Consider the following 13,736-nt stretch of genomic DNA (forward strand, 5'->3'; position numbering starts at 1 on the left):
TTATCATAGGAATGTTCAAGCTACTATGTATAACGAAAGGAAAAGGTGGCTTAATGGCTAATCGAAGTGATATGTCACATACAAAGAAGCGCCTAGTGTGCTTCCAAGCTTCGAACTCCAAAAAGATGCAAATCTGCAGGTATTTAAGCCGATTCCCGAGGGAATGCGAAAAAAGATGCAAATCTGCAGGAATTTCTAGCGATTTTAAAGAAATGAGCCGGTTTCGTCGAAAATTCCTGCAGATTTGCAGGTATTTAGAAATTTTGAGTCCAAACAGGAAAAAAGCATGCAGATCTGCAGGAATTTTAAGTTATCAAGGTTGTTTGAAGGGGTACTAGTAATCATCGCACCCCTTCAGGGGTAGTCAAAAGCGGCAGCGGCCTAGTAGCTTGAACGTAGTGAAAGTAAGCGCCTTTAGACGCGAGTCGGTAATAAAGGCTTATAGCCTTAGAGAAAACCACCCGTTCACACGGGTGGTTTTCGTTTTAAGCCCTGGCGGCCAAAGCATCGACGAACGCTTTTCCGTATTCCGGCAAATCGGGCGGACGCCGGGCGGAGACGATATGTCCGTCGATGACGACGGGCTCGTCCTTCCAAACCGCTCCGGCATTTTCCATGTCATCGCGTATGCCCGGCGTGGAGGTGACGGTGACGCCTTTCAGGATGCCGGCGGAAATGAGAACCCATCCCGCATGGCAAATTTGTCCGATCGGCTTTTTCGCTTCATTCATCTCCCGGACAACCTCAAGTACTTTCCCGTACCTGCGCAGCTTGTCCGGGGCCCAACCTCCGGGCACGAGGATGCCGTCGTATTCGCTGGAACGGATTTCCGCGAACGACAGATCCGCCACGGCGGGCACCCCGTATTTACCGATGTATTTTTTGCCTTTCTCGAACCCGGCCAGATGCACCTCGGCTCCTTCCTCGCGAACGCGATAAATCGGGTACCACAGCTCCAAGTCCTCGAATTCTTCATCCACCAGAGCGATGATCTTCTTACCAGATAATCTCAAATTCGTCTCCTCCTGTCTTCTTTTGCCCTTGACGAAAATCGTTTTCAATATTTTAATTGTATCAAAAATGATGTTCTTCTTCATGCCCATAGTGCAAGGATATTCTTTCTTGCACTGGCAAATCTTTTGTACCGACCCAAAACGCGATGGACTATTTATGAGGTGATCCTATGCGCAGGCTTTGCCGCTGCGGACAAGAAATGAATTTCGGATTCCGGCTGGTCATGTTTGAAAATAAGTTTCAAATTGACCGGGTGCCGATCTTTGAATGCGACAGCTGCGACTTCTATGAAGTACTGCCGTTCGTTAAGCCGGATTTGCTGGACTTGCTGAATCAGTTAAAACAACAGGACGTCAAAGGACGTGTATATTTCACCGAAGTCAATGAATTGGCGGATGTTCTTTATGAATTGTTCCGCAAATGGACCAAGGCGGACTCCGTCTTGTTTGAAGCGATGCTGGAACAGCATTGTGAAGAGCGCATCAATCTGCTGCTCGATTTGTACGGCTGTGCTCAAAAGATGAACGATGAAAATTGGATGAAAGAAATAGCCTCACGGTTAGCAACTTTGTCGAAATTTGTTAAAGAACGTCAGTTTATGGGTGCGAAGTAACAGATTTTCTTGATGAATTTGTCGTCCCGAGTTGTTTTTCGCATACCGTTTTTGGTAAGATATGATTTAGGAAAATGAAAATTGGTTTTCTGAAAGGAATGGATGCGAGATGCCAGAATTGAGGAGAATCACAACGAAAGAGGATCTGCACCGTGTTGTGGAACATTCGGCGACGGAGCCGCTGCTGCTGTTTAAACACAGTACGCGATGCCCGATCAGTTCCGGGGCATACCGGGAATTGGAGAATTACCTGAACGGGGCTCCGAATGAGAAGATTACATACGGATTGATTTATGTGGTGGAGGACCGGGAAGTCTCCAACGAGGCGGCAGAGGTTCTCGGCGTGAAGCATGAGTCGCCGCAGGCTCTTTTGGTGAAAGATGGACAAACGGTTTGGCATACCTCGCACTCCAGGATCACCGCAGAGGCTCTGCGAGGAATTCTTGTGTAAATGAAGCGTTATCATTGCACAAAGTAGTATTTTGTCGTATCATAAATTTAATTGAAACATTGGGCTCGTGAATTAAATGAGTGAAAATCTATTGGCAATGGAGAGAATAATGTGACGGTTACCATTTACGATGTGGCTCGTGAAGCGGGCGTCTCGATGGCTACGGTTTCCCGGGTTGTGAATAACAATCCCAACGTGAAACCGCAAACTCGGAAAAAAGTATACGAAGCGATTGAACGTTTGGGATATCGTCCGAACGCGGTGGCAAGAGGTCTTGCCAGCAAGAAGACGACGACGGTCGGAGTGGTGATCCCGGATATTTCGAATTCGATTTTTGCCGAGATTGCACGAGGTATCGAAGATATCGCGAACATGTACCACTACAATATTATTTTATGTAATGCGGACAAGAAGAAAGAGAAGGAAATCCGGGTTATCAACACTTTGCTTGAGAAACAAGTGGACGGGCTTCTGTTCATGGGCGGAACCGTGACGGAAGAACATGTACAGGCGTTCCAGACCTCGGCAGTCCCAATCGTTCTGTGCGCAACAAGCGACGAGAACGGGATGATCCCTTCGGTGGATATCGACCATGAAGCAGCGGCCTTCGATGCGGTCAGCACGCTGGTCCGCCATGGCCATCGCCATATCGCTATGATCAGCGGCACGCTGCAGGATCCGGCCAACGGTTATGCGCGCTTCCAAGGGTACAAACGCGCCCTCGAAACCGCGGGAATTCCTTATGACGAGGATCTCGTGCGGATCGGCAATTACCGGTACGAGTCCGGGGTGGAAGCGATGAAATATTTCCTGGGTCTCAAGAAGCGCCCAACCGCGATTTTCGCCGCAACGGACGAAATGGCGATCGGTGCGATTCACAGCATTCAGGACGAAGGCTTAAGAGTCCCGGATGATTTCTCAATCATCAGCGTGGACAATATTCGTATGGCGTCCATGGTTCGTCCGCAGTTGACGACGGTTGCCCAGCCGATGTACGACTTGGGTGCGGTAGCCATGCGTCTTCTGACGAAACTGATGAAGAAGGAAACCGTGGAGAATCCTCGGGTCATTTTGCCGCATGAAACGATTTTGCGGTTGTCCGTCAGCCACGTATAGGCTGCTTCCATTTTATAGAGATTAGATAGACAAATATATGAAAAAGGTTATAACGGAAAAAGCTCCTCTTGAAGGAGCTTTTTTTAGGCTGCGGGGCAAATAAAGCCTGCATAAACTCGATAAAGGAGCGATTGAAGATGCTGAAAACAATCGGAATCATCGGAGCCATGGATGAAGAGCTGGCGTTGCTGCTGGACGGTATGGAGGACAAAGAGCCGGTGGCGCAGGCCGGGCTTTCCTTTGTGAAAGGGAAGTTCCACGGCAAAGACGTCGTGGTGTGCAAATCCGGCGTGGGCAAAGTAAATGCGGCGATTACCACGCAGGTGCTGGTCGACCGTTTTGACGTTGGAATGATCTGGTTTACCGGGGTGGCCGGCGCGCTGCACCCTTCGCTGGATATCGGCGATATCGTCATTTCGTCGTCCTGTCAGCAGCACGATATGGACTGCTCGCCGATCGGGTTTCCGCGCGGGATCACCCCGTTTCAAGAGGTGTCCGACTTCCCGGCCGATCCCCGGCTGATTAAACTTGCCGAGGAAGCCTGCGCCCGCGTCTGCCGGGAGAACGGCTACAGAGTCGGCCGAATTTTGTCGGGGGACCAGTTTATCGCCGATCCGGAAGTCGTCCGCTTTCTCTATGAGCATATGGACGGGGCCTGCGTGGAGATGGAAGGCGGGGCGATCGGTCAAGTCTGCCATATGAACGCCGTGCCTTACGTGATGCTGCGCTCGATGTCCGACAAAGCGGATGGAACGGCGGACGTGAACTTCGCCGAATTTACCGTGATCGCATCCAAGCGGTCGTTCGAGATTATCGAAGATATGATCCGGCATGTCGATGCCTTAAATTAAATTTACCGGAACTTAAGTTAGGGGACCCTAGGGTAGTCCTGAAGCGCAACCGCGAGATTCTCGCGGTTTTTTGCCGTAATTTCCGCCCTGCGCGGAATCGCCTCCCAACGCGTCAAATCGTCGAGCCAAAACGCGGGGAGGGGCGTTGGCGTTTGACTCTGCCATTTCCCGGCCCAGCTCTGCGGCAGCTCGGTTTGCGGTCGGTCCTCCCGATCCAGCGCCTCTTTCAGCGGGTGTTGGCTCATTTCCAACCAAAGCAGGCTCCAGGCGCGGGGAACGACCCGCCACATATCGTAGCCGCCTCCGCCTACGGCTACCCATCGGCCGCCGCAATGCGCATGGGCCAGCCGGTGGAGAATCGCCGGCATTTTGCTGTAAATGGCCATGCTGCAGTGCATATGGCTTAACGGATCCAGGGCATGGGCATCGCAGCCATGCAGGCTGACGATCAAGTCCGGCTTGAAATAACCGATCAGCCGGGTAATGGAGGTTTCGAAGCACTCCATCCAGGAGGCGTCTTCCGTATACGGCTGGAGCGGAATGTTCATGCAGGCTCCGTAGCCCAAATGTTCACCCCGTTCCTGGAGAAACCCCGTCCCGGGGAACAAGTATTTTCCCGTTTCATGAATGGAATATGTACACACATCCGGGTCGGAATAGAAGCTCCATTGTACCCCGTCTCCGTGGTGAACGTCGGTGTCGACGTACAGCACCCGGGCCCCGAACCGGCGTTTCGCGTAAGCGATGGCCACGGCGGCGTCGTTATAGACGCAGAAGCCGGCGGCTTTCGCCGATAAGGCATGGTGCAGACCGCCGCCCAGGTGCAGCGCGTGGTCCGCCCGGCCCGAGAGGACCGCATCCACCGCGGTGATCGTTCCCCCGACAACGTAAGCCGCCGCTTCGTGCATGCCGGGAAAATACGGAGTGTCCTCGTCCATCAGCCCGTACTGCTCCGCACGCTCCATCCACGCCGGGTCAGGCGGAGATTCGCTGAGCGCCTTGACCGCTTCGATGTAGGCGGGCTGGTGAATCCAGAGGAGCTCCTCCTCCGTGGCGGGACGGGTGATTAGCATCTCCTCCGAATTCAGCGCGTCGCAGGCCCGCAGAAGGTCCAGCGTGAGCTGTAGCCGGAGCGGGTGAAACGGGTGATGATCGTGGAAACGGTACTTCAGCGATTGTTCATGATGGACAAATAAAGCGTTTCCAGACATGGCGTCACGCGTCCTTTCTCGGAAGACTTGTTCAATACATGAAGCGCTGCTGGAAACGGATCCGGTCAAACTGTTCCTTCGATTCGAGCGGAACGTCCTTGCCGATCCGGACCATCAGGCAGTTGGCGGGGTGGGAGCAGATTTCCGGATCGTCCGTCGCATACCAGACCATATCGACGGTCTGCATCAGCCGCTCCATCATCTTGCGGTAATCCCAAACGGAAAGGCCGCTGCTTTTTAAATCCCAGTGCCAATAATACTCCGTCGTAAATACGATGTATTTCTCCATTTGACCGTCCTCGAAAGCGGTACGAATCAAACTGGACCCGATCCGGCGGGATCTGTATTCATTGGAAACCTCGATGGCCCCCAGCTCGATTAAATCGGGCATATTTCCTTGTGACCACCGCTCCATCTCGTCGGGATAATGGAACGTCACATAGCCGATAATGACCTCCTGTTCCCGGGCGATAATGATCCGCCCCTCCGGCAGCCCCGCAATTTCAATCAACGCTTCCAACTGCTCTTCGGGACGGCGGAAAGCGTCGAGATCCGGGTGCATTCGGAGTGTGGCCAAATGGGAAGGAGGAACAGGACCTTCCAATATGATCTCGCGATCGGCTTGGGGCAGGGTATGGCGGATATACGTTTTTCGGTGTTCCATCATTGCCGCCTCCTTTGCTCGTTCCCCTAACATATAGCAGAAAAATGCAAAATTGAAAAGTATAGCCGGAGGAAAAGACGTGTGTTATAATGATTTCCGACATAATTTATTCACAAATATAACTTGACATCGTGATTTTTGTTACATTATTCCGATTCTACTGCTTGTCTCGCGACCCGAACAAAAATCATCCCGCTTATGTAAGTAACTTTGTATCCGTTTTCATGAGTTTGATCTATTCTATTATATTTTTTGCAAAGATCAAGGGAGGATGGAACGATGAGCCAATTGCAAGGTGAAATTATTACAGCGGACGCGCCTTCATCGAACTTGGGCAATTATGAAGAGGCGTATGCGAATTTTCATTGGGAGGATGTGGAGAAGCAGTTCTCCTGGTATGTGACCGGGAAGGTCAATCTCGCTTATGAAGCGATCGACCGGCATGTCGACGCAGGCAAGGGAGACCGCCCCGCGCTTTTGTTCAGCGATTCGGCGCGGAACGAGACGTATACGTTTGCGGATCTGCAGCGCAAGTCGAATCAGTTCGCCAATGTGCTTCGCGGCCAAGGTATTTCCAAAGGAGACCGTGTATTTGTATTTATGCCGCGCAGCCCTGAATTATATGTCAGCATCCTTGGCATTATTAAAATCGGTGCCGTGGTCGGCCCGTTATTTGAAGCTTTCATGGAGACGGCCGTCAAGGACCGGCTGGAGGACAGCGGGGCGGTAGCGCTCGTAACCACGCCCGGGCTGCTGCCCCGGGTCAAGCGGGATGAGCTTCCCTTGCTGAAGACGATCTTCCTTGTAGGGGAGGATATAGAGACGCAAGAGGGGATTGTGGATTACAATACGGCGATGGAAGCCGCCTCCGAGGAGACGGAAATCGAATGGGTCAACCGGGAGGACGGTTTAATCTTGCATTATACGTCCGGTTCGACCGGGAAGCCCAAGGGGGTTTATCATGTCCACAACGCCATGCTGCAGCATTATCACACGGGGAGTGTCGTCCTTGATCTCCGTGAGAACGATGTATACTGGTGCACCGCCGATCCCGGCTGGGTTACCGGCACTTCTTACGGTATTTTTGCCCCTTGGCTGCACGGCGTGACCAATGTCGTTCGCGGCGGACGCTTTAGTCCCGGCGACTGGTACGAAACCTTGCAGCGGAACAAGGTTACGGTTTGGTACAGCGCCCCGACGGCATTCCGCATGCTGATGGGGGCTGGGGAGGATATCGTTAAGCAGTACGATCTCTCTCATGTCCGGCATATTCTATCCGTCGGCGAACCGCTCAACCCCGAGGTGGTTCGCTGGGGACATAAAGTTTACGGGCACCGCATCCATGATACGTGGTGGATGACCGAAACCGGAGGGCAATTGATCTGCAACTATCCGTCCATGCCGATCAAGCCCGGGTCGATGGGCAAGCCGGTTCCCGGCATCGAGGCCGCCATCATTGACGACAACGGCAAAATCCTCCCGCCGAACCGGATGGGGAATTTGGCCGTGCGGACGCCCTGGCCTTCGATGATGCGGCTGATCTGGAACAACGCGCCGAAGTATGAAGAGTATTTCCGGATTCCCGGCTGGTACATTTCCGGGGACACGGCTTACATGGACGAAGACGGATATTTTTGGTTCCAGGGGCGGATCGACGACGTCATCAATTCCTCCGGCGAACGGATCGGGCCTTTCGAGGTGGAGAGCAAGCTGGTGGAGCACCCGGCGGTAGCCGAGGCCGGCGTCATCGGCAAACCCGACCCGACGCGCGGCGAAATCATTAAAGCGTTCATTTCGCTTCGCGAGGGATATACGCCGTCCGAGGAACTGAAAGCGGAGATCGCCCGGTTCGTGAAGGAAGGCCTGTCGGCGCACGCGGCTCCACGCGAAATCGAGTTTAAGGATAAATTGCCGAAGACCCGTTCCGGTAAAATTATGCGGCGCGTCCTGAAAGCCTGGGAGCTGAACCTTCCGGCGGGCGATCTGTCCACCATCGAAGATTAAACCGGAAAGAGAAAACCTCCCCACGGTGCATGGATACACAATCCATGGAACCGTAGGGAGGTTTATTTGTTTTACTTGCCGTATTGAACCGCGGCCGTAGGGGCCGACTCACCCGCGTCGTTGACCGCGGTGATTTGAATCCAACCGCCGGCGGCTTCATGCTTGAACGAGAACTGGGTGCTTGCGGTGCTGCCCAGCTTCTTGAACGGTCCTTTCGCGCTTTCCGCGACATAGACATTGTAGGAGGATACCTGTTCGGCGGAAGCGTTCGCTCCCCAGCTCACCGTGACATCCTTATCGTTGACCTGTGTTACAACCTGGCCGGGAGCTCCGGGAGGAGCCGTGATTTCCGGCGCTAAGTCGCCCCCCTCGCCTGACTGCGTGGCGGGATCGGTGGGTTCGCCTTCGTTTGTCCCGGACCCTTCGGGCGGGGTATTGTTGGCTCCTACGATGGCGCTAGGCTGGGATTCCTTGCCTGCGACATCAACCGCCGTTACATAATAGGAGGTGGCGAAGCCGTCCTGGGCTCCCACGCTAAAGGAAGTCGCTTCCCCGGTCAACGCGGCCTGCCCCGTATACTTGAAGGATCCTCCGTCTGCGGATTGATACAAGCGATAGCCGACGACGTCTTTCTCGGCGTTTTTGCTGAAGCTCACGCTTCCCGAGTTAAGCCTCACATTGCTCGGGGGAGCCGGCGGCGCCCCGTCATCCGCCCGGGGATCCTGCTTCGTCGGCGCATCCTCGCCAGCGTCCTTCGGAATATAGTAGCTCAGCGAGCGGTGGCCGCCCCGCATCGATCCGAAGGCCTTCTGCAGTTCGTCGATCAGTTCCTTGATCGGTTTCTCCCGCTTCATTACGACCTTCTCCCGGACCATATCCGAAGGCGTCGTGTCCTTCGGGATATAATTGATCTCGTTATAGGTGATATACTTCATGCGGACCAGAACATCGTCGGATTCTTTAGGAACGTATTTCGCGTTGAAAATATCCGTAACCATCTTGCCGGCCTGCCGGGTCAGCTTGGTCGGCAGCTTGCCGCTGAATCCGGATACCGTGGCGGTAACGATGCCGTCCGGTTTGGAAAACTCCGGTGTAACGAACAATTCTTTCTCGTTCTTGGTCACTTCGTTCATCACCTTGGCCCATATGGAGCGGGCCCGCGATTTGCCGGCATCGGACAAGGTGTTCTTCGGTTCTTTGTACCCGATCCAAACCCCGAGCGTCACGTCGGGGGTATATCCCATAAACCAGACATCGGCATAGTTTTGCGTTGTGCCGGTTTTGCCGACGATCGGAATTTTGCCGTAATTCTTGAAATCGCTTTTGATGGATTTGCCGGTCCCGCTCGTAATAACCGTTCTAAGCATATCCGTCATCAGGTAAGCGGTTTGTTTGGAAAAAACGCGTTTGGGTTCGGCTTTATGCTGATAAACGACGTTCCCTTGCGAATCCGTAATTTTGGAAATCATATAGGCGTCGTTGAACTCGCCGCCGTTGGCGATGGCGCTGTAGGCGTTCGTTAGCTCCTCGACGGTTACCCCGTATCTCAAGCCGCCGAGCACGCCCGTCTGCGCGCTGTAATCCCGTTCATCCAGCGTCGTAATGCCGAGTTTCTTGGCGAAATCCCAGGCTTTATCGATGCCGACCACATCGTTGAATACCTTCAGGGCCGGAATATTGCGGGATTCGTTCAGCGCCGTACGGGCGGTGACAAGCCCCTTATAGCCGCCGCTGGAGTTGACCGGGATATGATATCCTTTCGCGCCGTCCCGCAAAATCACCGGCGAATCGTCGATGATGCTCGCCGGTTGGATCAATCCGGCCTCCATGGCCGGCAGGTAAGCGGCGATCGGCTTCATCGTCGAGCCGGGTTGACGTACCATTTGCGTAGCGTAATTCATCTGCTCCGTGTGGAAATCCCGGCCTTCGATCATGCCCAGAATCGCGCCGGTCCGATTATCGATCATCATGCTAGCCACTTGTTCCAGCCCTTTGGTTTTGCTGTAAGGCGAGAAGTTATCCTTATCCTCCGCAACCTTGTGCATGGAGTTGTATACTTTCTTGTTGATCGTGGTGTATACCCGGTAACCGCCGGTCAACAGCTCCTGACGCGCTTCTTCAAGAATCTGCGAATTTTTGGCGATTTCCTCCTTGGACATTCCCGGGTTGTTCATCATCGCGATCACGATCGCTCCTTGACGCTCCGTTTCAAGCATCAGGTAAGGATAAGTTTCATAGGCCTTCTTCGTCTTGGGCGCGAGCGACGCTTTGATATCAAACGCCAACGCCTCATCGTATTGCGCTCGGGTGATTTTGTTCTCCTCCAGCATCCGCTGAAGCACCAACTGCTGTCTTTTTATGGCGCGGTCAAAGTTTTCCTGGTTAAATTCGCCCTTGCCGTTGAAGGCCGAATAGGCCGATGGTCGCTGCGGCATCCCCGCCAAATAGGCGGCCTGCGCAATGTTCAGTTTTTTCAGGTCGGTTATGTTGAAAATTCCCTTGGCCGCCGCTTTGATTCCGTAAACTTGGTATCCGTTCGAGCCGTTGCCGAAAGGGACCTTATTCAGATACGCCGTAAGAATCTCTTCCTTCCGAAGGAAACGCTCCAGACGCAAAGCCAGCAAAATTTCTTTGACCTTCCGGTTATCCGTCCGATCCAAATTCAAAAACACGCGACGCGCCAATTGTTGGGTCAGCGTACTGCCGCCGGTCTGAATGTCTTCCTTGAGCACTTTTTGTTTCACGGCCCGCATGGTTCCCTTAAAATCGATGCCCTTGTGCTCCTGAAAATGGTTGTCTTCGATGGCGATGACCGCGTCGATGACGGAGGAAGGGATTTCTTCGAAGGCGACAGGCCGCCGGTCTTCTTCCGAACGAAGCTGGCCGATCGCCTGCCCGTCCCGGAAGTAGGCGAATCCGGTTATGTCGTTATGATTGATTTTTTGCTCGATATCGGCACGCGATCTCACCGGCTCGTCTTTGACGATCGAGGAGACGTATCCGAATACAACGCCTCCGGCAAACAAAGCTCCGGCAAAACCGAGCAGCACAAGCCAGCCGAGGGTGGACCATACCCAGCGTCCGCGCTTCCGTTTGGGAGCGGGTTTGGCGGAAGGCTTGTTGTTCCGGTTTCTTCTCTGCAGCTTTCCGGAATTGTTTTCGTTCTCATGAACCATGGATGCTCCTCCTTTTTAACAGCAACATTATAGCATAAAAAGAGGGATATGGTTGATTTTTCAGCCTATTTCCCGGTCATTCGCCAGGGTTTTCATATTTATTCCGTTTGACTTTGGAATTTAACCTGTGATATAAAATAGCTAATTGTATATCGTTAAAGGCTTGGATAGACACAGTAGAAGGCGGAATCCCGCCGCTCAGAGAATCGGTGGTTGCTGCGAACCGAACGGGCGGATCCCCTTTGAATTACCGTCTGGAGCCGTCCGGGGGAACGCCATGGGCCACGCTCATGCTGTCAGTAGTCCGGTACCGGGAAACCGTTATGGAAATGAGGTGAAAACCGAGGCGTCGACAAGCCCGCTGGTTAGCGGTAGTGGCGATGCGCGGTTTTAATTAGGGTGGTAACGCGAGCGGCTCCTTCTCGTCCCTTGGGATGAGAAGGAGCTTTTTTGTCGTTTTCAGCGCGCAAAAAATTAAATTTCAATCACATGTGGAGGAATGAAGAACATGAAGTGGGAAGAATTGACACAGGCTCAGCAAGCGGAGGTCGAGCGTCAGCTCAAGGTAATCTCCCGCGGCGTGGTGGAAATCGTGCCGGAGGACGAATTGAAGAAGAAAATCATGAAATCGGTGGTTACGGGAACGCCGCTGAAAGTTAAACTGGGACTGGACCCTTCCGCTCCGGATATCCATGTCGGGCATACGGTCGTCATGCAAAAGCTGCGCCAATTCCAAGAGTTGGGGCATCAAGTGCAGTTGATCATCGGCGATTTTACCGGCCGCATTGGCGATCCGACCGGCAAGTCGGAAACCCGGAAACAGCTGTCGGAAGAGGATGTGCAGCGGAATGCCGAAACCTACCGTCAGCAGATCTTTAAAATTCTGGATCCGGAGAAAACCAAGGTACACTTCAATTCGGAGTGGCTGGCACCGATGACGTTTGAGGATGTGGTCAAACTGGCGGCGAAGGTGACGGTTGCCCGGATGCTGGAGAGAGATGACTTCACCAAACGGTATTCCACCGGTCAACCGATCAGCATCCATGAATTTTTCTACCCGCTGATGCAGGGGATGGATTCCGTCGCACTTCACACCGATATCGAGCTGGGCGGAACGGATCAGAAATTTAATCTGCTGATGGGCCGAACCTTGCAGAAGGAATACGGCCAGGACCCGCAGGTCACCATCATGACCCCGCTGATCGAAGGGCTCGACGGCGTGCAGAAGATGAGCAAGAGCCTCGGAAACTACATCGGCATCGACGAGGAGCCGAACGAAATCTACGGTAAAGCGATGTCGGTTCCGGATGAATTGATGCTCAAATACTACGAGCTGGTTACGGATTTGTCGAATGAGGAGCTGGAGACGCTGAGCGAGGGCGTCAAATCGGGGGCGGTTCATCCCCGCGACGCGAAGATGAAGCTCGCGCATACGCTTGTCCGCATGTACCATGGGATGGACGCCGCGGAAGGCGCACAAGAGCATTTTGTTACCGTATTTCAGCAGCGTGCGCTGCCGGAGGATATCGAGGAGATCGAGGTGCCTGCCGGGGAGCTGGAGGACGGAAGCATCAAGCTGATCAAGCTGCTCACGCTGATCGGGTTTGCTTCGTCAAACGGGGAAGCGAAGCGGAGCATTCAACAGGGAGCCGTGAAGATCAATGAAGAGAAGTTGACCGATGTCAACGCGGCGATCGCCCTGGCCGGAGGCGAAGTCATTCAGGTCGGCAAGCGTAAATTCGCCAAGCTGTTGGTTAGATAAACTGCCAAATAGATTTATAATGCCTGATTGGCCTGATCCGGGTGAGTGTCCGGGTCAGGTCTTTTTCGGTTTTGTTGCAGTTAGCATATAACGGGAATAGCTTCCGTTAATCGCTGGAGTGGCGGAAGAGGGGGATTTTCATAAAAAAACCGGTCCAAGTCGGAGCGACTTGGACCGGTTAGCTTGCGAATCTTAACGGTTGTAGAACTCGACGATTTGTTTCTCGTCAATATCTTGCGACAGCTCGGAACGTTCAGGCAAACGGATGTATTTGCCTTCCATCGCCGTATCGTTGTATTCCAGGTAAGCTGGAAGATGCGTGCGGTTCTCCAGAGCTTCCTTAACGGAAGACAAACCGCGGCTTCTTTCGCGAAGGCTGATGACGTCACCGATGCTTACACGGTAGGAAGCGATGTCCACTTTCTTGCCGTTTACGGTAATGTGACCGTGGGAAACCAATTGACGGGCACCCGCACGGGAGTTGGCGAAACCAAGACGGTATACCAGGTTGTCCAGGCGGCTTTCAAGCAGCGCCATGAAGTTTTCACCGGCAATACCCGGCATTTTTTGCGCTTTGGCAAACAAAGTGCGGAATTGCTTTTCTCCCAAACCGTACATGTGACGCAGTTTTTGTTTCTCCAAAAGCTGCATACCGTAGTTGGATACCTTTCTCCGTTGGTTAGGACCATGTTGTCCCGGAGGGAAAGGGCGTTTCAAATCTTTGCCTGTTCCGCTCAAGGAAATGCCAAGGCGGCGGCTGAGTTTAAATTTAGGACCAGTGTAACGTGCCATTGTATAGGTAGACTCCTTTTATCATAAAATTTTATGGGTAGGGTTCTACTTGCGCGGGCTTTGTTTGGGCGGGCGGAGGATA

At 53.2% G+C, this 13,736-nt stretch carries 11 protein-coding genes and 1 other annotated feature; of the genes, 6 read left to right on the plus strand and 5 right to left on the minus strand.

Annotated features, from left to right (window positions below):
* Positions 1-485: 485 nt before the first annotated feature.
* Positions 486-1,013, minus strand: coding sequence for a type 1 glutamine amidotransferase domain-containing protein (locus tag FRY98_RS10415; protein ID WP_225039876.1), 528 nt, complete (start codon positions 1,011-1,013; stop codon positions 486-488).
* 170 nt (positions 1,014-1,183) lie between these two features.
* Between FRY98_RS10415 and FRY98_RS10420 the strand changes: the two genes are divergently transcribed.
* From FRY98_RS10420 to FRY98_RS10435, 4 genes are all read left to right on the plus strand, one after another.
* Positions 1,184-1,627: a hypothetical protein gene (locus FRY98_RS10420; protein ID WP_148451679.1), complete on the plus strand. Its 444-nt coding sequence runs from the start codon at positions 1,184-1,186 to the stop codon at positions 1,625-1,627.
* Positions 1,628-1,736: 109 nt separating this feature from the next.
* Positions 1,737-2,078, plus strand: coding sequence for a bacillithiol system redox-active protein YtxJ (ytxJ, locus tag FRY98_RS10425; protein ID WP_148451680.1), 342 nt, complete (start codon positions 1,737-1,739; stop codon positions 2,076-2,078).
* A gap of 111 nt (positions 2,079-2,189) precedes the next feature.
* On the plus strand, positions 2,190-3,194 hold the full coding sequence (gene ccpA, locus FRY98_RS10430) for a catabolite control protein A (protein WP_148451681.1): 1,005 nt from the start codon (positions 2,190-2,192) through the stop codon (positions 3,192-3,194).
* A 137-nt stretch (positions 3,195-3,331) separates the two neighbouring features.
* The gene (locus FRY98_RS10435) at positions 3,332-4,045 is read left to right on the plus strand and encodes a 5'-methylthioadenosine/adenosylhomocysteine nucleosidase (RefSeq protein ID WP_148451682.1); all 714 of its coding nucleotides are present in this window, start codon (positions 3,332-3,334) and stop codon (positions 4,043-4,045) included.
* Positions 4,046-4,062: 17 nt separating this feature from the next.
* Here the strand turns inward: FRY98_RS10435 and FRY98_RS10440 are convergent, their stop codons facing one another.
* Positions 4,063-5,256 carry an acetoin utilization protein AcuC gene (locus FRY98_RS10440; protein WP_148451683.1) on the minus strand — a complete coding sequence of 398 codons (1,194 nt, stop codon included), beginning with the start codon at positions 5,254-5,256 and terminating at the stop codon, positions 4,063-4,065.
* A 31-nt stretch (positions 5,257-5,287) separates the two neighbouring features.
* The gene (locus tag FRY98_RS10445; protein WP_148452673.1) at positions 5,288-5,920 is read right to left on the minus strand and encodes a GNAT family N-acetyltransferase; all 633 of its coding nucleotides are present in this window, start codon (positions 5,918-5,920) and stop codon (positions 5,288-5,290) included.
* A gap of 279 nt (positions 5,921-6,199) precedes the next feature.
* On the opposite strand from FRY98_RS10445, the gene acsA reads away from it, so the two are divergent.
* Positions 6,200-7,924, plus strand: a complete 1,725-nt coding sequence (gene acsA / locus FRY98_RS10450) for an acetate--CoA ligase (protein ID WP_148451684.1) — start codon at positions 6,200-6,202, stop codon at positions 7,922-7,924.
* A gap of 71 nt (positions 7,925-7,995) precedes the next feature.
* On the opposite strand, the gene FRY98_RS10455 is transcribed toward acsA, so the two are convergent.
* The gene (locus FRY98_RS10455; RefSeq protein WP_148451685.1) at positions 7,996-11,100 is read right to left on the minus strand and encodes a transglycosylase domain-containing protein; all 3,105 of its coding nucleotides are present in this window, start codon (positions 11,098-11,100) and stop codon (positions 7,996-7,998) included.
* Between the two features lie 155 nt (positions 11,101-11,255).
* Positions 11,256-11,533: a binding site (T-box leader), on the plus strand.
* Positions 11,534-11,608: 75 nt separating this feature from the next.
* On the opposite strand from FRY98_RS10455, the gene tyrS reads away from it, so the two are divergent.
* Positions 11,609-12,862 (plus strand): tyrosine--tRNA ligase, encoded by a 1,254-nt coding sequence (tyrS, locus tag FRY98_RS10460; protein ID WP_148451686.1) that lies wholly within the window; start codon positions 11,609-11,611, stop codon positions 12,860-12,862.
* A gap of 192 nt (positions 12,863-13,054) precedes the next feature.
* On the opposite strand, the gene rpsD is transcribed toward tyrS, so the two are convergent.
* Complete coding sequence (gene rpsD, locus FRY98_RS10465; RefSeq protein WP_148451687.1) at positions 13,055-13,654, minus strand: 30S ribosomal protein S4; 600 nt, start codon at positions 13,652-13,654, stop codon at positions 13,055-13,057.
* Positions 13,655-13,736 lie beyond the last annotated feature (82 nt).

Origin of the sequence: Paenibacillus faecis (assembly GCF_008084145.1) — a bacterium.
In the GTDB taxonomy this organism is placed as follows: Bacteria; Bacillota; Bacilli; order Paenibacillales; family Paenibacillaceae; genus Fontibacillus; species Fontibacillus faecis.